Here is a 25983-nt window from a genome sequence, read left to right on the forward strand (position 1 = left end):
TCGTCCATCATCGGGACCTGATGCAGAAGGTGGCGCGGACGCGCCCTTGGTCTCCGTGCTCGTGCCTTGCTACAACCGCGAGCTGTACATCGAGGAAGCACTGCTGAGCATCCTTGAACAGGATTACCCGAATTTCGAGCTGATCGTCGTCGACGACGGCTCGCAAGATGGCAGTGCCCAGCGGATCGAAGCCTTGCGCGAGCGTTATGGTTTCCAGTTTTATCGCCAGCAGAATCAGGGTGTGAGCGCGGCACTCAACACAGCGCTCAAGTATGCACGCGGTCAGTACATTGCGACCCCGGACTCCGACGATGTCATGTTGCCAGGCCGTCTGGCGCTGCAGGTCGCCTACCTTGAGCAACATCCCGAAGTCGGATGCGTCGGCGCCGGGGTTGTGTATGTGGATGCCAATGGCCGGCGCTTGAAAGCCGAGAAGTGCAAGCCGATACGCGCTTTCAGTTTTTCCGAGTTGCTGGCCACTGCCCGTGCGGTTGGGGCTCCGGTGGCCATGTACCGACGCGAGGCTATGGATCGTGTCGGTGGTTACGACCCGCAGATTCGTATCCAAGACTTCCAGATGACCCTGAAGATCGCCTATCTGGGTTACCGCGTGGATATTCTGCCTGACCTGGTGACGCTGTATCGCAAGCATCCGGGTAACATGTCGACGACGGCCTACAAGCGCCAGCTTGACTATGACCTGATGGCAATCGCCCCTTATCAAGATCATCCCGGCTACCTGCCGGGATTGACCTGCGTGATGAACAAAGCCCTCAAGTATTCGGTGGTTTCGCAAAAGGGCTATGCGCTCGGGTTGTTGATGAAAATTCCGCCGTGGCGCTGGAATCGCGTGACCTGGCGACGCATTCGCCAGCTGGTGTTCAAGTTCCGTGAGTAATCAGATGTTGTCTACAAAGCAAAATTTGCTGCACGCCTGGAATAGCTGGCGGGCGCCCGTACGTGTGGGTGAGGGACGAGCGGCCCGGGTCGCGGAAACGATGCTTGGGATTGGTGTGTTTTGGAGCATTGGGGGCGTGTTCCTGACGCCGACTATGAAGCTCTATCACACGCTTCTGGTGTTGTTCGTCTACCTGCCCGCCTTGTGGTTGGTCATCAGTCGTCCGGCGAGCCTCAAGCAACTGTTGCACGAACGAATCGAGGCGCGCTTGTTCCTGGTCTTGCTGGTCTGGGCCGGGCTTTCATTGTTCTGGAATGGTGAGCCGGGTGAACACCTGTCCCGCCTCAAGCGCTTGTTACTGTTCTGCCTGCTGGTCTGCGGGTGGGTGCTGTGGGCACGGATGAGCGAGCAGCGCTTGCGTGGCACCATGATGGTGTTGGGCGCGCTCAATAGCCTGTACAGCGTCGCGGCCTTGCTGTGGTTGAAGCCGGTGTTCGGGCGTATGAGCGGGTTTGGCGGTTTTCTCGACAATCCCAATGCGGCGGCCTATGCCACTGGCTTTGTAATGCTGTTGGCGTTGCCATTGCTTCCGGCTATGCGGTCCTGGCGTATAGGGTGGCTGCTGCTTCAGATCCCTCCACTGATCTATATCGGGCTGTGTGCGAGCCGAGGGACGTTGTTGGGGTTGATGGTGGTGGCGCTGTTCTACCTGGTATTTTTGGCCGGGCGCCGAGGGCGGTGGATCGCGCTCTTGGTCTTGGCTGCTGGCGCGATGCTGGCCTGGCTCGAGCCGACCTTGCTGGCGCGTGGGGATTCGGGGCGCTTTGAATTGCTGCAAAGTGCCTGGCCGATCCTGAAGGAGCATTTCTGGATCGGCCTGGGCTATGGGGCAGGCTATGAACTCCATCTTTGGGGCCGTCCGACCGACATGGACGTTCACAACTTCCTGATGCATACGGCGATGCAATATGGCGTTCCGGCATTGCTGGTGTGGTGCTGGCTATGGGTGGCGCTGGGCCTTCAGGCCTGGCGGGCCCGTCATACCCAGCTGGGCCTTTCGGTGCTGCTACTTTGGGTTTTCGCCAGCGTGGCCATGCAGTTCGATGTCTTCAGTTTGTGGGAGCGTACCCGTGCGATGTGGTTGATGCCATGGGTTGTGGTACTGCTGGGGTTAAGCCTGAAGGTGCCGACTAATTCAACCGCTGCTGAGCAGAATTAACCGCCCCGGGGCTCGCGTGGGCTAAAATGACGGCCTATTCGAGGAGCCCCTTCATGCAAAACGCACAGAACCTGATCTGGATCGATCTGGAAATGACCGGTCTGGATCCGGACAACGACGTCATCATCGAGATGGCGACCATCGTCACCGACAGTGAGCTCAACACCCTGGCCGAAGGGCCGGTCATCGCGATCCACCACAGCGATGAGGTGCTGGCACGTATGGACGACTGGAACACCCGGACCCACGGTGCTTCCGGCCTGACCCAACGTGTGCGCGAGAGCCGCATCGACATGGCTGAGGCCGAAGCGCAGACCTTGGCCTTCCTCGAACAATGGGTGCCCAAGGGCAAGTCGCCGATCTGCGGCAACAGCATCTGCCAGGATCGCCGCTTCCTTTATCGCCACATGCCTAAGCTCGAAGGGTTCTTCCACTACCGCAACCTGGACGTCTCCACGCTCAAGGAGTTGGCAGCCCGCTGGGCCCCGCAGGTGCGCGACAGCTTCAAGAAGGGGGGGACCCACCTGGCGTTGGACGACATTCGTGAGTCGATCGCTGAGTTGCGGCACTACCGCGAACACTTCATCAAAGTCTAAGTTTCGAGCCTCGAGCCAAGCATCAGCGCCACAGCGGCTGAGTGATCAGCCAGCCGTGGCGTTTTGTTTGTGGGTTTGGCGTTTGCCGCTTTTTTTGGACATGCACCATGTTGTTGATGCTCTACCTTGTCGCCATTACCGCCGAAGCCATGACCGGCGCGCTTTCCGCGGGGCGCCGCGGCATGGATTGGTTTGGCGTGGTGCTGATCGCCTGCGTCACCGCGCTGGGCGGCGGTTCGGTGCGGGATGTACTGCTTGGGCACTACCCGCTGACTTGGGTGAAGCATCCCGAGTACCTCGTGCTGACCAGCTTTGCAGCTTTGCTGACCATCTTCATAGCGCCGCTGATGCGCCATCTGCGCTCGCTGTTTCTGGTGCTCGATGCGCTGGGGTTGGTGGCCTTCACCTTGATCGGTTGCATGACCGCCCTGGAGATGGGGCAGGGCATGCTGGTGGCTTCGATCAGTGGCGTGATCACCGGTGTGTTCGGTGGCATCCTGCGGGACATCTTCTGCAACGATATCCCGCTGGTATTCCGCCGGGAGCTGTATGCCAGCGTCTCCTTTGCCGCCGCCTGGTTCTACCTGGGTTGCGTGCACTTCAAAGTGCCAGCCGAGCAGGCCATGCTGCTGACCTTGTTCGGTGGGTTCCTGGTGCGCTTGCTGGCAATCCGCTTCCATTGGGAAATGCCCAAGTTTCACTACAACGACCAGCAATGATTGCCTCTCTGCAGGCCTGAGGGGCTGGGTCGCTACTGATCTTCGTGCTGTGCCAGCGCCCACTCCACATGCTCGCGCACCAGTGCCGAGGGGTGCTCGCGCCGGGCACGCAAAGCTTCGAGTACAGGGATGGTAGTCGGGGCATTCCCCAGCCCCACCGCCAGGTTGCGCAACCAACGTTCGTAGCCTGCACGGCGCAGGGGAGAGCCCTCGGTGTTGTTCAGGAAGGTCGCTTCATCCCAGAGGAACAGTGCGGCCAGCTCGGCGTTGTCCAGGCCGTGACGTGGCTTGAAGTCGTTTTCCTGGGTCGGGCGGGCGAAGCGGTTCCAAGGGCAGACGATCTGGCAATCGTCGCAACCGAACACCCGATTGCCAATCAGCGGGCGTAACTCGACCGGAATTGCGTGCTTGAGTTCGATGGTCAGGTAGGAAATGCAGCGACGGGCGTCGAGCACATACGGCCCGACGAAGGCGGCGGTCGGGCAGATGTCCAGACAGGCCTGGCAGCGTCCGCAATGTTCGCTGGTCTGGGCCTGATCCACCGGCAGTGGCAGGTCGACGAACAGCTCAGCAAGGAAGAAGTAGCTGCCGGCCTTGCGATTGAGCAGCAAGGTATTCTTGCCGATCCAGCCCAGGCCGGCCTGTTCGGCGATGGCTTTTTCCAATACTGGGGCGCTGTCGACGAAGGCGCGAAAACCAAAGGGGCCGATGGCCTGCTGGATACGCTCGGCCAGGTGCTGCACGCGTTTGCGCACCAGCTTGTGGTAGTCGCGACCCAGGGCATAGCGGGAAATGTAGGCTTTCTCAGGCTGAGCGAGCATCTGGGCCATGCGTGTATCGCCGGGTAGGTAGTCCATGCGCAGTGACACCACACGCACAGTGCCGGGTACCAGTTCGTCGGGGTGCGAGCGTTTGCTGCCATGGGCGGCCATGTAGTCCATCTCGCCCTGGTAACCGGCTTCCAGCCAGCGCTGCAGGTGATGTTCGTGCTCGCCAAGCGCCACGTCGGCGATACCGACGTGTGCGAAACCGAGTTCGCGGCCCCAATCCTTGATCGATTGGGCCAGCGTATTGAGGTCAGGAAGGCAAGCGGACATGGATGGACAAGGCAATACAGGCAGAGGTGCGTATAATTCTGCCAGACATCGGAGCCTTTGACCCCATGCCTCAGACCAAACACCCCGGTAATGCCCCCCAGCTGCTGAGCAGCCTGACCACTGCGCACCTGCCAGCGCGCCGCGCCGACGCCCACAAAGGCGACTTCGGTAACGTCCTGGTGGTCGGGGGCGATCTGGGCACCGGCGGAGCGGTGATGCTCAGTGCCGAGGCGGCCCTGCGCTGCGGTGCTGGCCTCGTGAGCGTGGCCACACGCCCCGAGCACGTCAGTGCAGGGCTTGCACGTCTGCCCGAAACCATGTGGCTCGGCGTGAGTTCGGCCAACCAGTTGATGGGCGTGCTCGAGCGCGCCTCGGTGTTGGTAGTCGGCCCTGGCCTGGGCCAGGCCGCCTGGGGGCGCAGCCTGTTGTCGGCGGCGGCCAACGCGCCTGTGCCGCAGGTGTGGGATGCCGATGCGCTGAATCAGCTGGCGCACAGGCCCTTGGCCCTGCACAGCGGCAGCATCCTCACCCCGCATCCTGGGGAGGCAGCGCGCATGCTGGGTATTTCCACTGAGGCGGTTCAGGCCGACCGCCCGGGAGCCGCCCGCAAGCTTGCGCGCAAGCATGCCAGTGTCTGCGTGCTCAAGGGCGCCGGTACCTTGGTGGCAGGCCCGGATGGGCAGTTGGCGCTGTGCGAGCGTGGCCATCCGGCCATGGCGGGCGCGGGCCTGGGCGATGTGCTGACCGGTGTGCTGGCCGCCTTGCTGGCCCAAGGCATGGACGCGTGGTCGGCCGCTTGCCTGGGCGTGTGGTTGCACGCCTGTGCAGGGGAGCGCTTGGGTGTGAAGGGAAGAGGCTTGGCGGCCAGTGATCTGGTTCCGGTCATTCGTGAGTTGTTGGAGGAGCATTCAGCGTGTCTGGCATAACCCTGTTTCTGGCCGACGAACCGGCCACCGTCGCATTTGGTGCACGCTTGGCCGAAGTGACCGGCGGTCATGGCGTGATCTTTCTCGAAGGCGATCTGGGCGCGGGCAAGACCACGCTTTCGCGCGGGCTGATCCGCGGCCTGGGCCATACCGGGGCAGTCAAAAGTCCGACCTTCACCGTGGTCGAGCCTTACGAAATTGGCGATGTGCGCGCCTTCCATTTCGACCTGTACCGTCTGGTCGATCCGGAGGAGCTGGAGTTCATGGGGATCCGTGACTATTTCGAAGGGGACCCGCTGTGCCTGTTCGAATGGCCACAAAAGGGTGCGGGCGTTTTGCCAAAGCCCGACCTGACCATTACCATAAGCCCGCAAGCGAGTGGACGCTCGCTTCTCCTTTCACCGCAGGGGGCTCGCGGTGAGGCCTGGTGCGCCGCCCTGGCCACAGAATTCAAACAGTAAATGGGGTTAGGTATGCGCATACGCGCACTGGTCGCCGTCGTTGGGCTGCTGCTGACAGCGGTGACCGTTGACGCTCTGGCCGTCACACAAGTCAAGAGCATGCGTCTGTGGCGCGCACCGGACAATACGCGGCTGGTCTTCGACCTGTCCGGCCCTGTGCAGCACAGCGTCTTCACCCTGACCGCGCCGGACCGCCTGGTCATCGACATCAACGGCGCCACCCTGGGCGGTACGCTGAATGTCGCCACCTCCAATACGCCGATCAACAGTGTGCGCTCCGCCCAGCGCACGCCCACTGACCTGCGCGTGGTGGTCGATCTGAAAAAGGCCGTGACGCCCAAGAGCTTCACCCTGGCGCCCAACGCGCAGTATGGCAACCGTCTGGTGGTCGATCTGTACGATCAGGAAGCCGATGCCGTTGCCGCCAGTACTCCGACCCCGCCGCCTGCGCAAACACCCGCTACTGCCCCGGCCGTGCCGGTGTCGCCTGCCCAGCCGGCTATCAAATTGCCGCCGGTGCCCAGTGGCAAGCGCGACATCGTCGTCGCCATCGACGCCGGCCATGGTGGCGAGGACCCAGGCGCATCGGGCTCGCGTGGGCAGCATGAAAAAGACATCGTCCTGCAGATTGCCCGCGAGCTGCAGCGCCAAATCAACACCGAGCGTGGCTATCGCGCCGAACTGACCCGAACGGGCGATTACTTCATCCCGTTGCGCAAGCGCACCGAGATCGCGCGCAAGAAGGGCGCCGACCTGTTCATTTCCATCCATGCCGACGCCGCGCCGTCCAAGGCCGCTTTCGGTGCATCGGTGTTCGCGTTGTCCGACCGGGGCGCAACCTCAGAGACCGCGCGCTGGCTGGCCGACACGGAAAACCGCTCCGACCTGATCGGGGGCGCCGGCAATGTCAGCCTCGATGACAAGGACCGCATGCTTGCAGGTGTACTGCTGGATCTGTCCATGACCGCCACGCTCAGCTCCAGCCTCGATGTGGGGCAGAAGGTGTTGGGCAACATGGGGCGCATCACCCCGTTGCACAAACGCCGCGTGGAGCAGGCTGGGTTCATGGTGCTGAAATCCCCGGATATTCCGTCGATCCTGGTGGAAACCGGGTTCATCTCCAATGCCAACGAAGCCGCCAAGCTGGCGACCAAGAGCCACCAGCAGGCTTTGGCCCGCTCGATCCACACTGGTGTGCGTCAGTATTTCCAGCAAAGCCCCCCTCCCGGGACTTACATCGCATGGCTGCGCGATAGCGGCAAGATTGCCCAGGGACCGCGCGAGCACACTGTGCGGCCCGGCGAAACCCTGGCCATGATCGCCGTGCGTTATCAGGTCAGCGTGGCCAGCCTGCGGACCACCAACAGCCTCAAGAGCGATGAGCTGAAGGTCGGCCAGCACCTCGACATCCCTGGCACTACCCTGGCTGCCCAGCAATGAGTGGTGGTTCGCGCATCCAGTTGCTCAGCCCTCGGCTGGCCAACCAGATCGCCGCAGGCGAGGTGGTCGAGCGCCCGGCTTCGGTCGCCAAGGAGCTGCTTGAGAACAGCCTGGACTCCGGTGCCCGGCGTATCGATGTGGAAGTCGAGCAGGGCGGCGTGAAGCTGCTGCGCGTGCGGGATGACGGTGGCGGCATCGCGCCTGACGATCTGCCGCTGGCCTTGGCGCGCCATGCCACCAGCAAGATTCGCGAACTCGAAGACCTCGAAGGCGTGCTCAGCCTGGGCTTTCGCGGCGAGGCCCTGGCGTCGATCAGTTCAGTGGCGCGCCTGACGCTCACCTCGCGCACCGCCGGCGCTGGTGAAGCCTGGCAGGTGGAGACCGAGGGGCGCGACATGACGCCGCGTGTACAGCCCGCCGCGCACCCTGTCGGTACCTCGGTCGAGGTGCGTGACCTGTTCTTCAATACCCCGGCCCGGCGCAAGTTCCTCAAGTCGGAGAAGACCGAGTTCGATCACTTGCAGGAAGTCGTCCGGCGTCTGGCCTTGGCTCGCTTCGATGTCGGCTTCCACTTGCGACATAACGGCAAGAGCATCCTCAGTCTGCACGAGGCGCCCGATGAGCTGACCCGGGCGCGGCGGGTCGGCACGATCTGCGGCCCGGGCTTCCTCGAGCAGGCGCTGCCTATCGATGTCGAGCGCAATGGCCTGCGTTTGTGGGGCTGGGTTGGCCTGCCGACGTTTTCGCGCAGTCAGGCTGATCTACAGTACTTCTTCGTCAACGGTCGCGCCGTGCGTGACAAGTTGGTGGCCCATGCGGTGCGGCAGGCCTACCGCGACGTGCTGTTCAATGGCCGGCACCCGACCTTCGTGCTGTTCCTCGAACTCGAGCCGAACGGGGTTGACGTCAACGTGCACCCCACCAAGCATGAAGTGCGTTTTCGCGAAGGGCGCATGGTCCACGATTTTCTGTATGGCACTCTGCACCGTGCCCTGGCGGACGTGCGTCCGGAAGACCAGCTCGCCGCACCGGCAGCGGCTACCGAGATCGTCCGTCCCAGTGGTCTGCAGGCCGGTGAGTTCGGGCCCCAGGGCGAGATGCGCCTGGCCTCGCCGGTGCTGGAGCAGCCTCAAGCCGAGCCGCGCCAGTCGTTCGCCGGTGGTGGCTCGGGTTATCAGTACCAGTACACCCCACGCCCCTCGCAGCCTGTGCCGGTTGCTGAAGCGCAGGCTGTCTATCGTGAATTCTTCGCCCCGCTGGAGGGCGGCGCCTCTGTCCCGGCGGCGTTGCCGCAAAGCCAGGGCGATGTGCCGCCATTGGGCTTTGCCCTGGCCCAGCTCAAAGGCATCTACATCCTGGCCGAGAACGCCGTTGGCCTGGTGCTGGTAGACATGCATGCCGCCCATGAACGCATCATGTACGAGCGCCTCAAGGTGGCCATGGCCAGCGAGGGGTTGAGTGGCCAGCCGCTGCTGGTGCCCGAGTCGCTGGCCCTCAGCCAGCGCGAGGCCGACTGCGCCGAGGAGCATGCCCAATGGTTCCAGCGCCTGGGCTTCGAACTGCAGCGCCTGGGCCCAGAAACCCTGGCGATCCGGCAGATTCCTGCCTTGCTCAAGCAGGCCGAGGCCAACCGGCTGGTCCAGGACGTGCTCGCGGATCTCATGGAGTACGGCACCAGTGATCGTATCCAGGCGCACCTCAACGAGCTGCTCGGTACCATGGCCTGCCACGGCGCGGTGCGTGCCAACCGCCGCCTGGCCATCCCCGAGATGAACGCGCTGCTGCGTGACATGGAGAACACCGAGCGCAGTGGCCAGTGCAACCACGGTCGGCCGACCTGGACCCAGCTAGGGCTGGATGACCTGGACAAACTTTTCCTGCGCGGTCGATGACATGAGCGGCAAGCCCCCAGCGATATTCCTCATGGGCCCGACGGCGGCCGGCAAGACCGACCTTGCCATCGAGCTGACCAAGGTGCTGCCCTGTGAGCTGATCAGTGTCGATTCGGCGCTGGTCTATCGCGGCATGGATATTGGCACCGCCAAGCCTCCCAAGGACGTGCTGGCTGCACACCCCCATCGGCTGATCGACATTCTCGACCCGGCCGAGAGCTACTCGGCGGCGCAATTTTGTACCGACGCGCTGGAAGCGATGGCCGAGATCACCGCGCGGGGCAAGATCCCTTTGCTGGTGGGCGGCACCATGCTTTATTACAAGGCGCTGGTCGATGGTTTGGCGGATATGCCCGCCGCAGACGCTGCCGTGCGTGCCGAGCTTGAGGCCCAGGCGCGGGACCTGGGCTTGGCCGAGCTGCACCGGCAATTGGCCGAAGTGGATCCGGAATCGGCGGCGCGCATCCATCCCAACGACCCGCAGCGACTGATTCGCGCCTTGGAAGTCTATCGCGTGAGCGGCGAAAGCATGACCGCGCACCGGCAACGTCAATACGCGGAAAGTCGCGGCTCAGACGCAGGCGCGGGCGGTCATTTGCCCTATACTGTCGCCAGTTTGGCGATCGCTCCTACAGATCGTCACATTTTGCATCAGCGAATTGCGCTACGATTTTCGCAAATGCTGGAACAGGGGTTCGTCGACGAGGTCCGAGCACTGCGTGCCAGAAGTGACTTGCACGCAGGGCTGCCGTCTATACGGGCAGTGGGGTATCGGCAGGTCTGGGACTACCTGGACGGCAAGCTGACAGCCGAAGAAATGCGTGAACGCGGTATCATTGCCACTCGCCAATTGGCCAAGCGGCAATTCACCTGGTTACGTGGTTGGTCCGGCGTGGAGTGGCTCGACAGCCTGGCCTGCGACAATCTGTCCCGCACCTTGAAATACCTGGGGGCCATCTCCATATTGAGCTGAGTCCCTGCAATTGCCGTCTATTCTTGCGATTAGAATGGCTTGAATGACCGATTTTATTGTTTTTTTACTATTGATCCTTACAGGAGTGCGGCATATGTCAAAAGGGCATTCGCTACAAGACCCTTACTTGAACACCTTGAGAAAAGAAAAGGTCCCGGTTTCCATTTACCTGGTAAACGGGATCAAGCTGCAGGGCTCGATCGAATCCTTCGACCAGTTCGTGGTACTGCTGAAGAACACCGTCAGCCAGATGGTCTACAAGCACGCCATTTCGACCGTGGTTCCTGCCCGTCCGGTTCGCCTGCCAAGCCCGTCCGATTCCGAACACGGCGACAGCGAGCCAGGCAACGCCTGATAGGAGCCTGCATTGTTCTTTGAGCGCCACGGTGGTGGTGAGCGAGCGTTGCTCGTTCACTTGGAAGGTCAGAACCCTGAGGCGCGCGAAGACCCGCAGGAGTTTCAGGAGCTGGCGCTGTCGGCCGGAGCGGAGATCGTTTCGCTGGCCACGGTGGCCCGGCACCAGCCTACAGCCAAGTACCTGATTGGCAGTGGCAAGGTCGAGGAACTGCGCGATCTGGTCCACGCCGAACAGGTCGATCTGGTGATATTCAATCACACCCTCACGCCCAGCCAAGAGCGCAACCTCGAGCGCGTCTTCGAGTGTCGTGTGCTCGACCGTACCGGGCTGATCCTTGACATTTTCGCCCAGCGGGCGCGCACCCATGAGGGCAAGCTGCAGGTCGAACTGGCTCAGCTCGAGCATATGAGCACGCGCTTGGTACGCGGTTGGACCCACTTGGAGCGGCAGAAGGGCGGTATCGGCCTGCGCGGCCCGGGTGAGACCCAGCTGGAAACCGACCGCCGCCTGTTGCGGGTCCGCCTGCGGCAGATCAAGGCGCGTCTGGAAAAGGTGCGCAGTCAGCGCGAACAGGCAAGGCGCGGCCGCAAACGTGCGGATATCCCATCCGTTTCGCTGGTGGGCTACACCAACGCCGGCAAGTCCACGCTGTTCAACGCCTTGACCACCTCCGACGTCTACGCCGCCGATCAGTTGTTCGCGACCCTCGATCCGACCTTGCGCCGACTCGAACTCGCCGACCTAGGCCCGATCGTGCTGGCCGACACCGTGGGATTCATCCGCCACCTGCCGCACAAGCTTGTCGAGGCATTTCGGGCTACGCTCGAAGAATCGAGCAACTCCGACCTGTTGCTGCACGTCATCGATGCTCATGAGCCCGAGCGTATGGAGCAGATCGAGCAGGTACTGGCGGTGCTGGGCGAGATCGGAGCCGAAGGCTTGCCGATCCTCGAGGTCTATAACAAACTCGACCTGCTCGAAGATGTCGAGCCGCAGATCCAGCGAGATGCCGACGGCAAACCGCAGCGGGTCTGGGTATCGGCACGTGATGGACGTGGCCTGGAACTGGTTGGCCAGGCGATTGCCGAGTTGCTGGGGGATGATCTGTATGTCGGAACCCTGCGTCTGGAACAGCGACTTGCCCGCTTGCGCGCGCAATTCTTCGCTCTGGGCGCGGTGCAAGGCGAAGAGCACGATGAAGAAGGTCGCAGCCTGCTGAGCGTGCGATTGCCCCGGGTGGAGCTCAATCGCCTGGTCAGTCGCGAGGGCATGGAGCCTGAACTTTTCATCGAGCAACACACTTTGCAATAAATGCCCGTCGAGGTCGCCGGGCGACCGTGACAGGCATTCTGTAGCATTGGACGGCGCGCCGTGGGCGCGTCTTTGCTTTATCAGATGGAGAGCGCTATGGCTTGGAATGAGCCGGGTGGCAACTCGAACAATCAGGATCCCTGGGGCGGCCGTCGTGGCGGCGGTGGTGGCGACAAGAAAGGTCCACCGGATCTGGACGAGGCCTTCCGCAAGCTGCAGGACAGTCTCAACGGCATGTTTGGCAGCGGCAAGAAACGCGGTGGCGGTGGTGACCGCAATGTTGGCAAAGGTGGCGGCCTGGGCCTGCTGGGCATCGGCCTGGCCGTGCTTGCGGCCATCTGGCTGTACAGCGCCGTGTACGTCGTGGACGAACAGGAACAGGCTGTGGTGCTGCGCTTCGGCAAGTACTACGAGACTGTCGGTCCGGGCTTGAATATCTATTTCCCGCCCATTGACCGTAAATATCTTGAGAACGTGACCCGCGAGCGGGCCTACACCAAGCAGGGCCAGATGCTCACCGAGGACGAGAACATCGTCGAGGTGCCGCTGACCGTGCAGTACAAGATCACCAACCTGCAGGACTTCGTACTCAACGTCGACCAGCCGGAGGTCAGCCTGCAGCACGCGACCGACAGCGCCCTGCGCCATGTGGTGGGTTCCACCTCGATGGACCAGGTGTTGACCGAAGGCCGTGAGCAGATGGCCGTCGATATCCGTGAGCGCCTGCAGCGCTTCCTCGACAACTACCGCACCGGTATCACCGTCACTCAGGTCAACGTGCAGAGCGCGGCAGCCCCGCGTGAAGTGCAGGAAGCGTTCGATGACGTGATCCGTGCCCGCGAGGACGAGCAGCGTGCACGCAACCAGGCCGAGTCCTACGCCAACGGTGTGGTGCCGGAGGCCCGTGGTCAGGCTCAGCGCATCATCGAGGATGCCAACGGCTACCGCGATGAAGTCATCGCCCGCGCCAAGGGTGAGGCCGATCGCTTCAGCAAGTTGGTTGCCGAGTACCGAAAGGCACCGGACGTGACCCGTCAGCGCCTGTACCTGGAGACCATGCAGGAGGTCTACAGCAATTCGAGCAAGGTCCTGGTGACCAGCAAGGATGGGCAGAACAACCTGCTCTACCTGCCACTGGACAAGATGGTCGAAGGCAGCCGCCATTCGGCCGCACCGGTCAGCACAGTACCGGCGTCGGCCAACGATGCGGCCGCGCGCGCGGCGCAGGAAATGCAACAGCAGCAACAATCGCTGCGTTCTAGGGAGAGCCGCTGATGAGCAATAAATCGCTGATCGCCCTGATCGCCGCCGTGGTGCTGGCCATCGTGGCCTGGAACAGCTTCTACATCGTGTCCCAGACCGAGCGTGCGGTATTGCTGCAATTCGGCCGCGTGGTCCAGGCGGATGTCCAGCCAGGCCTGCATGTGAAGGTCCCCTACGTCAACCAGGTGCGCAAGTTCGACGCCCGTCTGATGACCCTGGATGCACCGACCCAGCGCTTCCTGACACTCGAGAAGAAGGCGGTGATGGTCGATGCTTACGCCAAATGGCGAGTCAAGGACGCCGAACGCTTCTACACCGCGACCTCGGGCCTCAAGCAGATCGCCGATGAGCGTCTGTCCCGTCGTCTGGAAAGCGGCCTGCGTGACCAGTTCGGTAAGCGCACCCTGCACGAGGTGGTCTCCGGTGAGCGTGATGCGTTGATGGCCGACATCACCGCTTCGCTGAATCGCATGGCCAGCAAGGAACTGGGTATCGAGGTCGTCGACGTGCGCGTCAAGGCCATCGACCTGCCGAAGGAAGTCAACCGCAGTGTGTTCGACCGCATGAGCACCGAGCGTGAGCGTGAAGCCCGTGAGCACCGCGCCAAGGGTAACGAACTGGCCGAAGGTATCCGTGCCGATGCCGACCGTCAGCGTCGTGTACTGCTGGCCGAGGCCTATCGTGAAGCGGAAGAGACCCGCGGTGACGGCGACGCCCAGGCGGCTGCCATTTATGCCAAGGCTTACAACCAGGACGCGGACTTCTATGCGTTCTACCGTAGCCTGCAGGCCTATCGCGAGAGCTTCTCCAGCAAGAGCGACGTGCTGGTCCTCGATCCGAAGAACGAGTTCTTCCGCTTCCTGGACAAGAGCAAGCCTTGAGCCCTTCCTGAAGACGCACCCCGCCTGGCAGCTAAAATGCCAAGCGGGGTGCATCCTGAAGGAAAAGGGGTGTATGATGAGTCAGCCGGGAAATTCCCGGCTTTTTTGCGTCTGCAAGGTTGATCGGCAACGTGTCGGTTGACGGTTTGGTCAGGTCGCAAGGCTATTCGAGGGTATTGGGTACGGTGGTAGCGCTGGGATCGGTGCTGCCCGCTGCTGTGCGCCAATGCCTGCTTTACTGACGGCTCGCCAGCTGGCAAGCCGCCCGGACCAGAGGGGAAATGGCGTAATGGCAACGGTAGACCGCTGGCTGCTGCCAGATGGCATCGAGGAAGTACTGCCGCCTGAGGCTGCGCGCATCGAGATCGCGCGTCGCCAGGTGTTGGACCTGTTCCAGAGTTGGGGTTACGAGCTGGTCGTCACCCCGCATATCGAGTACCTGGAATCGCTGCTCACCGGTGCCGGCCAGGACCTGGACCAGCGCACCTTCAAGGTGGTCGACCCGCAGTCCGGTCGCCTGATGGGCTTCCGCGCCGACTTCACTCCGCAGGTGGCGCGTATCGACGCCCACACCTTGCGTCGCGAAGGGCCGAGCCGCCTGTGCTATGCCGGTAGCGTTCTGCACGCTCAACCCCGTGCCCTGTCCACTTCGCGCAGCCCGATTCAGCTCGGTGCTGAGTTGTACGGCGATGCCAGTCCCACCAGTGACGTCGAGGTCATCAGCCTGATGCTCGCCACGTTGCAACTGACCGATGTCGCCGATGTGCACATGGACCTCGGCCATGTGGGCATCTACCGTGGCCTGGCCCGTGCCGCCGGCTTGTCCGGGTCGGTCGAGCAGCAGTTGTTCGACGCCCTGCAGCGCAAGGCCGTCGATGAAGTGCAGGCCCTGACCGCCGACCTGCCGAAGGATCTGGGCAACATGCTGCGTGCCCTGACCGAGCTGTGCGGTGGTCGTGAGGTCCTGGCCGAGGCCCGCGTCCGCCTGGGGCGTGCGCCAGCCAGCGTGCTGGCGGCGCTTGACGATTTGCTGGCGATCGCCGATCGCCTGGCGGCGCGTTATCCGGACTTGCCGCTGTACTTCGACCTGGGCGAGTTGCGCGGCTATCACTATCACACCGGCGTGGTGTTCGCCGTGTTCGTTCCAGGCGTCGGTCAGTCGATCGCCCAGGGCGGACGCTACGACGACATCGGCGCCGATTTTGGCCGGGCACGCCCAGCCACTGGATTTTCCACGGATTTGAAGACCCTGGTCACACTGGGGCGAGCGGAGGTCGTATTGCCTTCTGGCGGGATCTGGATGCCCGACAGCGGCGACACGGCCCTCTGGCAGATGGTCTGCCAGTTGCGCAACGAGGGCCAGCGTGTGGTCCAGGCACTGCCTGGTCAGCCGTTGAGTGCTGCTCTCGAGGCGGATTGTGATCGGCAATTGATTCAGCAAGACGGGCGCTGGCAGGTACTGCCGCTGACCCATTGAGATTCTTCGTCGGCCGTGGGCCGGCAACCAAGTTTGCGTGAATGAGGACAAGTGTTATGGGTAAGAATGTCGTCGTCCTGGGCACCCAATGGGGTGATGAGGGCAAAGGCAAGATCGTCGATCTGCTGACCGAACATGCTGCCGCCGTAGTGCGCTACCAGGGTGGCCACAACGCGGGTCACACCCTGGTGATCAACGGTGAGAAGACCGTTCTGCACCTGATTCCTTCCGGCATCCTGCGTGAAGGCGTGCAGTGCCTGATCGGCAACGGCGTGGTCGTGGCTCCGGATGCCTTGATGCGTGAAATCACCAAGCTGGAAGAGAAGGGTGTACCGGTGCGCGAGCGCCTGCGCATCAGCCCGGCTGCTCCGCTGATCCTGTCCTACCACGTGGCCCTCGACCAGGCCCGTGAAAAGGCGCGTGGCGAAGCCAAGATCGGTACCACTGGCCGTGGTATCGGCCCAGCCTACGAAGACAAGGTCGCTCGTCGCGGCCTGCGTGTTGGCGATCTGTTCCACCGCGAGCGTTTTGCCGCCAAGCTCGGTGAGCTGCTGGATTACCACAACTTCCAGCTGGTGAATTACTACAAAGAGCCGGCCATCGACTTCCAGCAGACACTGGACGAGTGCATGGCCTACGCCGAGCAGCTCAAGCCGATGATGCTCGACGTCACCGCCGAACTGCATAACCTGCGCCGCGCTGGCAAGGACATCATGTTCGAAGGCGCCCAGGGCTCGCTGCTGGATATCGACCACGGCACCTACCCGTACGTCACCAGCTCCAACACCACCGCTGGCGGTATCTCCACGGGTTCCGGCGTTGGCCCGATGTACCTGGACTATATCCTCGGCATCACCAAGGCCTACACCACCCGCGTGGGTTCTGGCCCGTTCCCGACCGAGCTGTTCGACGAGACTGGCGCCACCTTGGCCAAGCGCGGCCATGAGTTCGGCTCCACCACCGGTCGTGCTCGCCGCTGCGGTTGGTTCGATGCCGTGATCCTGCGTCGCGCTATCGACGTCAACAGCATCTCGGGTATCTGCCTGACCAAGCTGGACGTGCTGGACGGCCTGGAAACCATCAACATCTGTGTTGGCTACAAGAACGAGAACGGTGCGGTCATCGACGCGCCTTCCGACGCTGACAGCTACATCGGCCTGGAGCCGGTGTACGAAGAGATGCCAGGCTGGAGCGAGTCGACCCTGGGCGTGAAAACCTTGGAAGAACTGCCGGCCAACGCTCGCGCCTACATCAAGCGCATCGAGGAGCTGATCGGTGCGCCGATCGACATCATCTCGACTGGCCCGGACCGCAACGAGACCATCGTGCTGCGTCATCCGTTCGCCTGATCAGTCGCTTCGGCAGTGATCGAACGCCGCGCTCCGCAAGGAGTCGCGGCGTTTTCATTTGGGCACCATGCAGAAATGCCTTGTCAGGCGCCAGACATTGGCGTTTATCCCTGCTGTGCTGGGCATAACCCTTGCTGTATGAAACTCCTGTCGGTGCCATCAAAGTAATGGCGCCAGAAAACACGGGAGTTACAACGTGTCTGCCATTCTTTCACTGTTACGAAGCCGCCTCTTGCGGCCAGTGTTTGTTGCACTTGGTATCGCTCTTCTGGTGCAGGTGCTGGTTGCCGTTGCACTAACGCGGAGCACGGTCACCGCCCTAGAAGCCGATTTGGGTGCACGCTTGGGCAGCGACAGCCAGAAACTGGCCGCTGAACTGGAGCAGGCCGGGCAGGATGTCCGCGCCGGGCTCGACAGCCTCTCGGCCAGCACTCGTCAGCGCCTGAGCGCCGGCCTTTCCGAGCGCCTGCAGGGTGAGCAGCAGCAACTGCGCGCCACGCTGGAGAAGAACCTCAAGGACTCGGCCAACGACATGGCCGAGCTATTGGCCTCTGTCGCGCCGCGCGCCATCTGGGACAACGATGTACCGACGCTTTCGGACTTTGCGCGTCGCGCGCAGCGCAATCCCAATGTGTTGTTCGTCATTTATGACGACGCCCAAGGCCAACACCTGACCCGCTACCTGAATCGCCAAAATCCCATCAACCAGACGCTGATCGAGCGCGGGCAGGGCGAGCGCGCGTTGGACAAGGTGCTCGATGCCGCGCGCAAGGACCCTTCGGTGTACTACGTCGAGGCGTCCATCAACCCCAATGGCGCTGAGATCGGCAAGGTGCTGATGGGCGTGTCGACCGCCGGGGTGGAGCAGGAGCTCAAGGCGCTGGACCAGCGCTTTGCTGCCTTGATCGCCAGCGGCGAGCAACTGGTGGGCGATAGCCTGGTGGCGGCCGCCGCCGACAGTGGCAAGGCCCTGCGGTCGCGTCTCGAGACCGCACAGAACAGCGCCACCGCCATGCAGGCCAACACCGCGCAAACCGTGCGCGATGCCGCGGCCGAGCTGCGCTGGCGGATCGGCCTGGGCCTGGTGCTGGTAGGCTTGGGCGTGTTGTTGGTGGTGGCCGTGGTGCTGGGGCGGCGTGTGGTCAACAAGCTGCGCTTGTTGATTGGGGCGCTGAACGATCTGGCGGCGGGCGAGGGCGATCTGACCAAGCGGGTGGCGCTCGACAGCCGTGACGAGATCGGTGATATGGCCTCGGCGGTCAATCGCTTCGTCGACAAGCTGCAGCCCATCGTCCGCGAGGCTGGCGAAGTGGCTCAGCGTACGGGAGTGGAAATCGACACCATGGCTCAGCGCAACGCAGGTGCCGACGCAGCCGCTGCGCTGCAGCGTGACGAGGTCGCCGCCAGTCTGCGTGATCTTTCGAGCATGGCGGACGAGGCCCAGGCCGAAAGCCAGGCCATGCAAGCGGCCTTGCAGCAAGTGGTGGATATCCGCCAAGCCACTGACGAGAACAGTCGCGCTTCCACCCAGCTGGCGCGTTTGATCGAGAACCTGGCCGGGGAGGTGGAGACGGGTTCTCAGGTAATCGAACGGCTGGCCAAGCAGAGCGAGCAGATCGAAGTGGTGTTGACCGTGATCCACGGCATCGCTGAGCAAACCAACCTGCTGGCGCTCAACGCCGCTATCGAGGCTGCCCGGGCCGGAGAGACGGGACGCGGCTTTGCCGTGGTCGCCGATGAAGTGCGCGCCCTGGCAAGCAAGACCCAGAGCTCTACGGGCGATATCCAGGCGCACATCGCCGCCTTGCAGGCAGGAGCCAAGGAGGCGGTGGCCACCATTAGCCAGGCCGGTCGCCAGGCAAGCGAAGGGTTGTTGGTGCTGCGTGACAATGAGCGTCGTCAGCAGTCGGTACAGGCAGCGGTGGAGCAGGTGCACTCGGCCATCGGTCTCGCGACCCGGGCGGCTGAACAACAGGCTCACGGCGCGCAGGCTGTGCGCGGACGAGTGGAGAATATCCATGCCCAGGCTGAGCGTTCGGCAGAGGTGGTGATGCAGACCACGGCCAGCAGCAAGGTGCTGGATGATCTGGCGGCACAGTTGCGGGCGAGCCTGGGGCAGTTCCGCGCCTGAAAAAACGTAGGGGGTGTGACGGGGCGACTGTTGCCCTGCCGGATCCAGGGGCTGTAAAGCAGCCCCTGGAGCGGCGGTGGGATCTACGAAGCGGTTTACGCCTTGTTCAGATACATCCGCGTGGTCAGCAAATACACCGGCAACCCCGACACCACGATCAGTAGCGCCGCATAAGGTGCCGCCGCGGCGAATTCGACGTTGGCGGTATGCGCCCAGACTTCTGTTGCCAGCGTCGTCATGCCGGTGGGGCTGAGTAGCAGGGTAGCGGTCAGCTCCTTCATGGCATCGAGGAATACCAGGGCGAAGGCCGCTGCCAGGGCTGGGAAGATGATTGGCAGAGTCACCCGGCAGAAGGCGCCAAAACTGCTGGCGCCCAAGGTTCGGGCCGCTTCTTCCAGCGTGGGGGAGGCTTTGTTCAGGGCCGTGCGCACGGGGGCCTGTGCCAGTGGCAGGAACAGCAAGGCATAGGCCAGCAGCAGCAGGGCGGACGTCTGGTAAAGGGCCGGCACATAGTGCAGGGCGAAGAACACCAGCGTCAGCGCGATCACCAGCCCTGGCAAGGCATGCAGCAGGTAGGGCAGGCGCTCGGCCCAGATCGCCAGGCGGCCCTTGTAGCGCACCACCAGAAAGCTGATGGGCAGCGCCAGCAGCACGCAAAAACCGGCTCCACCCAAGGAGACTGACAGCGACGTCAGCAGTGCCTTGCCGATTTCCGTAACCGGAAATGCTGCCGATGAACCCACACTCAACCAGTAGCCGAGCATGGCCAAGGGGATTCCGCTGCCCAGTACCGCCAGTGACAGGCAGAACAACTGCCCCAAGGGCATCCAAACCCGTAGGCGAACCGGTTGACCGCGACGGGCCACGCCCTGGCCGATCCGCACATGGCGCGCCTTGCCACGTACGCGCAGTTCCAGCCAGAGCATTGCCAGGCACAGCGCCAGCAGCACAGCCGAAAGCATGGCCGCGTTGGCGTTGCTGAACTCCAGTTCGAACTGCTGGTAGATGGCCGTGGTGAAGGTCTGCAGGCCGAGGATGGACAGGGCGCCGAACTCCACCAGCATGTGCAGGGCAATCAGCAGTGCGCCGCCGATCATCGAGGGCCACAGCAACGGCAGGGTGATCTTGAAGAATACCCCCCAGCGGCTGCAGCCCAGGGTGCGCGCCGACTCCTCAAGAGAGGTGTCGAGGTTGCGCAGGGTCGCGGCCACAGGCAGGAACACCAGCGGGTACTTCGACAGCGCCATGACCAAGATTGCCCCGCCCAGGCCCTCGAAGTCCGAACTCAGCGACACCCAGGTGAAGCTGCTGACGAACGACGGCACAGCAAAGGGTAGGCACAGCACCACCCCCCAGAGGCGACGGCCTGGCAGGTCGCTGCGCTCCAGCAGCCAGGCCAACGCCAGTCCGACGATCAGGCAGGCCACTGTGACCCCTATCATCAACATCAAGGTGTTGCGCAGCAGCCCCCAGACGAAGGGGCGCCAGAGCAGGCGAAAGGCTTCATGCCAGCCGGCTTGCCATGCCTTGAGGGCGACGTAGAGCAATGGCAGCAAGCTCATCGCCACCAGGAACAGGACGGGCAGCACCACCCAGATCGAGGGGCGCTTGCGGCGTGGCACGAAGCGCGCCAGGGCCGGCTGGGGCAGGGCGGCAGTCATCAGAGCAGGCCGACCTCTCGTTCAAGCTCCAAGGCTTCCTCGGCGTTGCCAAGGTCCGCCGGCGAGATCTTCGGTGGGCGTAGCTCTTCGAACGGCTTCAGGCCCTGATCCGAGACCATGCCTTTATGCAGCGGGTATTCGGCGGTGGTCTGGGTGATGACGCGCTGGCCTTCTTCGCTGGCCATCCAGTTGAGCAGGGCTTGGGCTTCCTTCGGGTGCTTGCTGGCCTTGACGGCGCCGGCACCGGAGATGGTTACCAGATTGCCGGCGTCGCCGTCGGCCAGGTAGTAGAGCTTGGAGTCCAGCTGGCCACGCTCGCGCTTGAGGGCATACCAGTAGTAATTGTTCACTAGCACGGTATCGACTTCACCGCGCTCGACGGCTTTGAGGGCCACCATGTTGTTGGTGTAGGCCTTGCCGAAGGCTTTGAGGCCGGTTAGCCATTCCTCGGTCGCTTCGCGGCCATGCAGCTTGAGGATGGCCACGGCTTGTTCTTGGAAGGCCCCGCTGGTAGGCACGTAGCCGACACGGCCATCCCACTCGGGGTTGGCGAAGTCCATGACGCTTTTCGGCAGGTCCTTCTCGTCGATTTTCTTGGGGTTGAACACGACGATCCGGGTTCGCGCGGTCACACCCATCCAGGTACCGTTGGCGCCGACGTATTGCTTGGGCAGCATGTCCAAGGTCGCGTCATCGATTTTCGCCAGCAGGCCCAGTTCGCCCAGGTTGTTCAGAGGCGGGGATTCTTCGGTATAGATGACATCGGCGGGCGAGCGATCGCCTTCCTCGATGATCTGACTGGCCAGCTGGTTGCTGCTGCCCTTGCGAATATTGATGTGAATGCCGGTCTTGGCCTCGTAGGCCTTGGCGATGGCTTCGCCGATTTCTTTGTGCTGGCCGTTGTACAGGGTCAGCGTGACCGGTTCGTCAGCCAAGGCGGCCGGTGCGCCGATCACCAGGCCGAAGAGAGCGGCGGCCAGGCTGCGCATCAGCAGTTGCGGGCGGATCGTCATGCGGGTACTTCCTCGCTTACGGCTACATATTTGGAAACAATGGTAAACGAAATCGTTTCTCAAGTGGCCGTATGGCGAGAAATTCATCAGCAGACAAAGGGCTAAGGAGGCGTCTCTTCCTGGTGGGGCTGGTTTGCCTGTGGAGAGCGATACGCAGTGCTTGGCACCGGCTTTGCCGGTGTTTGCGCATGAAGCCGTTGCTGCAGAGGGCGGGGGGCTAAATCGCAGGCAAGAAAAAACCCACTAGCAAGCTAGTGGGTTTTTGTATGGTGCCCAGGAGAAGACTCGAACTTCCACGACCGTTAAGTCACTGATACCTGAAACCAGCGCGTCTACCAATTCCGCCACCTGGGCAAAGCTTTACATCTTCTGTGCAAGACGACTATCGTTCGTTTAACACGGTAGTAACAGATCCTTGGTCATCTGTTACTTGAAAATAGTTGGTGCCCAGGAGAAGACTCGAACTTCCACGGCCGTTAAGCCACTGATACCTGAAACCAGCGCGTCTACCAATTCCGCCACCTGGGCACACATTTCGTCGAGGTCACATGATGCTTTACATCGCGTTGCATCTCAACTACAACGTCGGCTGTCCGTCGTTGTGGTGCGCACTATACGGACGCTCCTGAGGGCTGTAAAGCCCCGGATCAAAAAAAAATTCAAAAAATTCAACTTGTTGATTCCGCAGGCCTATTGCCTCCACTTCGACGCTCCGCTGGGGCTGTCCAAGGCAGACATTTCCGGTTTCAATACGCCTATGCCAGAATTCTTATCTATATACCCCAAGGTGAACCCCTTCTGATGGCCGATTGGCAATCCCTCGATCCCGAGGCCGCTCGCGAAGCGGAAAAATACGAAAATCCCATTCCTAGCCGTGAGCTGATCCTGCAGCGTCTCGCCGACCGTGGCGAACCGGCCGCTCGCGAAGAGCTGGCCGCCGAGTTCGGCCTGCACGAAGAAGACCAGATCGAAGCCCTGCGCCGCCGCCTGCGCGCCATGGAGCGCGATGGCCAGCTTATCTATACCCGGCGCGGCACCTATGCCCCGGTAGACAAGCTTGACCTGATCTGCGGTCGCGTTTCCGGCCACCGCGATGGTTTCGGCTTCCTGATCCCGGATGATGGCAGTGAAGATCTCTTCCTGAGCCCTGCGCAGATGCGCCTGGTGTTCGACGGTGACCGCGGTCTGGCCCGGGTTTCCGGTGTCGATCGCCGTGGCCGTCGTGAAGGCGTGCTGGTCGAAATCATCTCCCGTGCCCACGAGAGCGTGGTCGGCCGCTACTTCGAGGAAGGTGGCATTGGTTATGTCACTCCCGATAACCCGAAGATCCAGCAGGAAGTGCTGGTGACTGCCGGGCGTAACGGTGGTGCGAAGATTGGCCAGTTCGTCGAGATCAAGATCACCCATTGGCCGACCCCACGCTTCCAGCCCCAGGGTGATGTGGTGGAGGTGATCGGCAACTACATGGCGCCCGGCATGGAGATCGATGTCGCGCTGCGTAGCTACGATATTCCTCACGTCTGGCCTAAAGATGTGATCAAGGAAGCGCGCAAGTTCCGCTCCGAGGTCGAAGAGAAGGACAAGGAAAAGCGCATCGATCTGCGTCATCTTCCGTTTGTCACCATCGATGGCGAAGATGCCCGCGACTTCGACGATGCCGTTTATTGCGAGCCCTTGGGCAAGCTGCGGCTGTTCTCGGGCGGCTGGCGCCTGTACGTGGCGATCGCTGACGTTTCCAGCTATGTGCGCCTAGGTTCGGCCCTGGATGTCGAGGCGCAGCAGCGCGGCAACTCGGTGTACTTCCCCGAGCGCGTGATTCCGATGCTGCCCGAGGAGCTGTCCAACGGCCTGTGTTCGCTGAACCCGCACGTCGATCGCCTGGCCATGGTCTGCGAAATGACCATCAACAAGGCCGGCCAGATGGTCGACTATCAGTTCTACGAAGCGGTGATTCATTCCCATGCCCGCCTGACCTACAACAAGGTCAGCAGCATGCTCGAACATGCCCGTACCCGCGAAGGCAAGGCCCTGCGCGAGGAGTACAGCGCGGTTCTGCCGGACCTCAAGCACCTCTATGCCCTGTACAAGGTGCTGGTGGCGGCTCGCCACACCCGTGGCGCGATCGACTTCGAGACCCAGGAAACCCGCATCATCTTCGGTGAAGACCGCAAGATCGATGAGATTCGCCCGACCGTACGCAACGATGCCCACAAGCTGATCGAGGAGTGCATGCTGGCGGCCAACGTGGCCACCGCCGAGTTCCTGCAGAAGCACGGCGTTCCGGCACTCTACCGTGTTCACGATGGCCCGCCACCGGAGCGCCTGGAAAAACTGCGCGCATTCTTGGGCGAGCTGGGCCTTTCGCTGCACAAGGGCAAGGATCCTTCGCCGAAGGACTACCAGGCCCTGTTGGCGAGCATTGCCGGGCGCCCGGACTTCCATCTGATCCAGACCGTCATGCTGCGCTCGTTGAGCCAGGCGGTGTACAGCGTCGAGAATAACGGCCACTTCGGCCTGAACTACGAGGCCTACACCCACTTCACCTCGCCGATTCGCCGTTACCCGGACTTGCTGGTGCATCGCGCCATCCGCAGCGTGATCCGCTCGAAGATCGATACTCCGCATGTCAAGCGGGCGGGTGCCATGAGCATTCCGAAGGCGCGCATTTACCCATACGACGAGAACACCCTCGACCAGATGGGCGAGCAGTGCTCGATGACCGAGCGACGTGCCGACGAGGCCACGCGCGACGTCGTCAACTGGCTCAAGTGCGAATACATGCGCGACCGTGTCGGCGAGACCTTCCCGGGCGTGATCACCGCGGTGACCGGCTTCGGCCTGTTCATCGAACTGACCGACATCTATGTGGAAGGCCTGGTACATGTCAGCGCCTTGCCGGGTGACTATTACCACTTCGATCCGGTGCACCACCGTCTGTCTGGCGAGCGCAGTGGTCGCAGCTTCCGCCTGGGCGATACTGTCGAGGTCAAGGTCATGCGTGTCGACCTGGAGCAACGCAAGATCGACTTCGAGATGTCCGAGGCGAGCGTCAACGCCCCGGTCGGTCGCAAACCCGCTGCCGCGGGCGACAAAGCGGTACCTGCAGCCCAGCCGGCACCTGCATCCGAGGCGAAGATTTCGCCCAAGCCGCGCAGCCGCAAAAGCGAGACTGCCGAGGCGTACTTCCCCAAGGACGCCGTGCAGCGTAATGCCGAAGTGCGCAAAAGCCGGGAAATGAAAAAGGCGCTGATGAGCGAGGCCCGTCACAGCCACGCCAGCGGCAAGTCGGACAAAGGCGCCAAGGCGTCCGGCAAGCCGACCAAGCATCGCAAGGGGCCGTCGAAGTCCGGCGCGCCGCGCAAAGGCAAGAACAAGTCATGAGTCAGCTGGAAAAAATCTACGGCGTGCATGCCGTGCAGGGGCTGTTGCAGCATCATCCCAAGCGGGTCAAGCAGATCTGGTTGTCCGAGGGACGCAGCGAGCCGCGTATCCAGAGCCTGTTGGCCTTGGCGGCGGAAAACCGCGTTCCGGTCGGCCAGGCCGAGCGCCGCGAGCTCGATGCCTGGGTCGAAGGTGTGCACCAAGGTGTCGTTGCCGAGGTCAGCCCGAGCCAGGTCTGGGGCGAGGCCATGCTCGACGAGTTGCTCGAACGTGCCGAACGGCCACCGCTGATCCTAGTGCTCGATGGTGTCACCGATCCGCATAATCTCGGTGCCTGCCTGCGTACTGCCGATGCTGCCGGTGTCACGGCAGTGGTGATTCCCAAGGACAAGTCGGCGACGCTCACGGCCGTGGTGCGCAAGGTCGCCTGCGGCGCTGCCGAGGTGATTCCACTGGTGGCCGTGACCAACCTTGCCCGTACGCTGGAGAAACTCCAGCAGCGTGGGCTATGGGTGGTCGGGACTGCAGGCGAGGCCGAGCAGGAGATCTACCAGCAGGATCTGACTGGCCCGCTGGTGATGATCATGGGCGCCGAAGGCAAGGGCATGCGTCGCCTGACCCGCGAGCACTGCGACTTCCTGGTCAAGTTGCCGATGGCCGGTAGCGTCAGCAGCCTGAACGTGTCGGTGGCTACCGGGGTGTGTCTGTTCGAGGCTGTGCGACAGCGTCAGGTCAAGGGCTGATGCCCATTTGCGGCTGATCCCGCTGCTACAGGGCAGTGGGAGCGGGATTACCCGCAAAAGGGGCGGCGCCTCTTTCGCGGGGCTCCGGCAATTTGTTTCCGGCTGTTCAAATAATCGCCAGCCACCTTGCTTGTACTCCCCGCCTTCTCTACAATTGCGCCCCTTGCCAAGCAGGCAGGCGCGCATGTGCCTCT

At 62.5% G+C, this 25983-nt stretch carries 21 protein-coding genes and 2 tRNA genes; 18 read left to right on the forward strand and 5 right to left on the reverse strand.

Going from position 1 to position 25983, the window contains the following annotated elements:
• Positions 1–46 precede the first annotated feature (46 nt).
• From AB1N67_RS02555 to AB1N67_RS02570, 4 genes are all read left to right on the forward strand, one after another.
• Positions 47–898 carry a glycosyltransferase family 2 protein gene (locus AB1N67_RS02555; RefSeq protein WP_367863512.1) on the forward strand — a complete coding sequence of 284 codons (852 nt, stop codon included), beginning with the start codon at positions 47–49 and terminating at the stop codon, positions 896–898.
• Positions 899–1052: 154 nt separating this feature from the next.
• Positions 1053–2117 carry an O-antigen ligase gene (locus tag AB1N67_RS02560; RefSeq protein WP_232092064.1) on the forward strand — a complete coding sequence of 355 codons (1065 nt, stop codon included), beginning with the start codon at positions 1053–1055 and terminating at the stop codon, positions 2115–2117.
• A 53-nt stretch (positions 2118–2170) separates the two neighbouring features.
• Positions 2171–2713, forward strand: coding sequence for an oligoribonuclease (gene orn / locus AB1N67_RS02565; protein WP_070571130.1), 543 nt, complete (start codon positions 2171–2173; stop codon positions 2711–2713).
• 107 nt (positions 2714–2820) lie between these two features.
• Positions 2821–3432: a trimeric intracellular cation channel family protein gene (locus AB1N67_RS02570; RefSeq protein ID WP_043211988.1), complete on the forward strand. Its 612-nt coding sequence runs from the start codon at positions 2821–2823 to the stop codon at positions 3430–3432.
• Positions 3433–3464: 32 nt separating this feature from the next.
• Here AB1N67_RS02570 and queG read toward each other — a convergent pair whose 3' ends face one another.
• A complete protein-coding gene (queG, locus tag AB1N67_RS02575; protein ID WP_043211986.1) occupies positions 3465–4529 on the reverse strand; it encodes a tRNA epoxyqueuosine(34) reductase QueG in 1065 nt (354 codons plus the stop codon).
• 65 nt (positions 4530–4594) lie between these two features.
• Here queG and AB1N67_RS02580 point away from each other — a divergent pair, with 65 nt between their 5' ends.
• From AB1N67_RS02580 to AB1N67_RS02635, 12 genes are all read left to right on the forward strand, one after another.
• Positions 4595–5455, forward strand: a complete 861-nt coding sequence (locus AB1N67_RS02580) for an NAD(P)H-hydrate dehydratase (RefSeq protein ID WP_043212015.1) — start codon at positions 4595–4597, stop codon at positions 5453–5455.
• Positions 5443–5916, forward strand: a complete 474-nt coding sequence (gene tsaE / locus AB1N67_RS02585; RefSeq protein ID WP_043211984.1) for a tRNA (adenosine(37)-N6)-threonylcarbamoyltransferase complex ATPase subunit type 1 TsaE — start codon at positions 5443–5445, stop codon at positions 5914–5916. Before AB1N67_RS02580 ends, tsaE begins: the two co-directional genes overlap by 13 nt.
• On the forward strand, positions 5917–7356 hold the full coding sequence (locus AB1N67_RS02590) for an N-acetylmuramoyl-L-alanine amidase (protein ID WP_167358060.1): 1440 nt from the start codon (positions 5917–5919) through the stop codon (positions 7354–7356).
• Entirely contained in the window at positions 7353–9248 is a 1896-nt protein-coding gene (gene mutL, locus AB1N67_RS02595) for a DNA mismatch repair endonuclease MutL (RefSeq protein WP_090343172.1), read from the forward strand. Before AB1N67_RS02590 ends, mutL begins: the two co-directional genes overlap by 4 nt.
• A 1-nt stretch (position 9249) precedes the next feature.
• On the forward strand, positions 9250–10221 hold the full coding sequence (gene miaA, locus AB1N67_RS02600; RefSeq protein ID WP_182942236.1) for a tRNA (adenosine(37)-N6)-dimethylallyltransferase MiaA: 972 nt from the start codon (positions 9250–9252) through the stop codon (positions 10219–10221).
• 94 nt (positions 10222–10315) lie between these two features.
• The gene (gene hfq / locus AB1N67_RS02605; protein ID WP_003258160.1) at positions 10316–10576 is read left to right on the forward strand and encodes an RNA chaperone Hfq; all 261 of its coding nucleotides are present in this window, start codon (positions 10316–10318) and stop codon (positions 10574–10576) included.
• 12 nt (positions 10577–10588) lie between these two features.
• Positions 10589–11890, forward strand: coding sequence for a ribosome rescue GTPase HflX (hflX, locus tag AB1N67_RS02610; RefSeq protein ID WP_043211980.1), 1302 nt, complete (start codon positions 10589–10591; stop codon positions 11888–11890).
• Positions 11891–11986: 96 nt separating this feature from the next.
• The gene (hflK, locus tag AB1N67_RS02615; RefSeq protein ID WP_043211979.1) at positions 11987–13165 is read left to right on the forward strand and encodes an FtsH protease activity modulator HflK; all 1179 of its coding nucleotides are present in this window, start codon (positions 11987–11989) and stop codon (positions 13163–13165) included.
• The gene (gene hflC / locus AB1N67_RS02620; protein WP_043211977.1) at positions 13165–14034 is read left to right on the forward strand and encodes a protease modulator HflC; all 870 of its coding nucleotides are present in this window, start codon (positions 13165–13167) and stop codon (positions 14032–14034) included. Before hflK ends, hflC begins: the two co-directional genes overlap by 1 nt.
• A gap of 289 nt (positions 14035–14323) precedes the next feature.
• Entirely contained in the window at positions 14324–15511 is a 1188-nt protein-coding gene (locus AB1N67_RS02625; RefSeq protein WP_367863513.1) for an ATP phosphoribosyltransferase regulatory subunit, read from the forward strand.
• 56 nt (positions 15512–15567) lie between these two features.
• Positions 15568–16860: an adenylosuccinate synthase gene (locus tag AB1N67_RS02630; protein ID WP_013974430.1), complete on the forward strand. Its 1293-nt coding sequence runs from the start codon at positions 15568–15570 to the stop codon at positions 16858–16860.
• 196 nt (positions 16861–17056) lie between these two features.
• The gene (locus AB1N67_RS02635; protein WP_043211973.1) at positions 17057–18991 is read left to right on the forward strand and encodes a methyl-accepting chemotaxis protein; all 1935 of its coding nucleotides are present in this window, start codon (positions 17057–17059) and stop codon (positions 18989–18991) included.
• 95 nt (positions 18992–19086) lie between these two features.
• On the opposite strand, the gene AB1N67_RS02640 is transcribed toward AB1N67_RS02635, so the two are convergent.
• The 4 genes from AB1N67_RS02640 to AB1N67_RS02655 form a co-directional block, all read right to left on the reverse strand.
• Positions 19087–20652 carry an iron ABC transporter permease gene (locus AB1N67_RS02640; RefSeq protein ID WP_043211970.1) on the reverse strand — a complete coding sequence of 522 codons (1566 nt, stop codon included), beginning with the start codon at positions 20650–20652 and terminating at the stop codon, positions 19087–19089.
• Entirely contained in the window at positions 20652–21665 is a 1014-nt protein-coding gene (locus tag AB1N67_RS02645; protein WP_043211968.1) for an extracellular solute-binding protein, read from the reverse strand. The genes AB1N67_RS02640 and AB1N67_RS02645 overlap by 1 nt, the downstream gene beginning before the upstream one ends.
• Positions 21666–21932: 267 nt before the next feature.
• Positions 21933–22019: transfer RNA gene (locus AB1N67_RS02650), tRNA-Leu, on the reverse strand.
• Positions 22020–22106: 87 nt separating this feature from the next.
• Positions 22107–22193: transfer RNA gene (locus AB1N67_RS02655), tRNA-Leu, on the reverse strand.
• A gap of 273 nt (positions 22194–22466) precedes the next feature.
• Between AB1N67_RS02655 and rnr the strand changes: the two genes are divergently transcribed.
• Both rnr and rlmB read left to right on the forward strand, forming a co-directional pair.
• Entirely contained in the window at positions 22467–25046 is a 2580-nt protein-coding gene (gene rnr, locus AB1N67_RS02660; RefSeq protein WP_182942240.1) for a ribonuclease R, read from the forward strand.
• Positions 25043–25789 carry a 23S rRNA (guanosine(2251)-2'-O)-methyltransferase RlmB gene (gene rlmB, locus AB1N67_RS02665; RefSeq protein ID WP_043211963.1) on the forward strand — a complete coding sequence of 249 codons (747 nt, stop codon included), beginning with the start codon at positions 25043–25045 and terminating at the stop codon, positions 25787–25789. Before rnr ends, rlmB begins: the two co-directional genes overlap by 4 nt.
• The last annotated feature ends 194 nt before the right edge of the window (positions 25790–25983 follow it).

It is taken from the genome of Pseudomonas guariconensis (genome assembly GCF_040822035.1).
GTDB lineage: Bacteria > Pseudomonadota > Gammaproteobacteria > Pseudomonadales > Pseudomonadaceae > Aquipseudomonas > Aquipseudomonas guariconensis.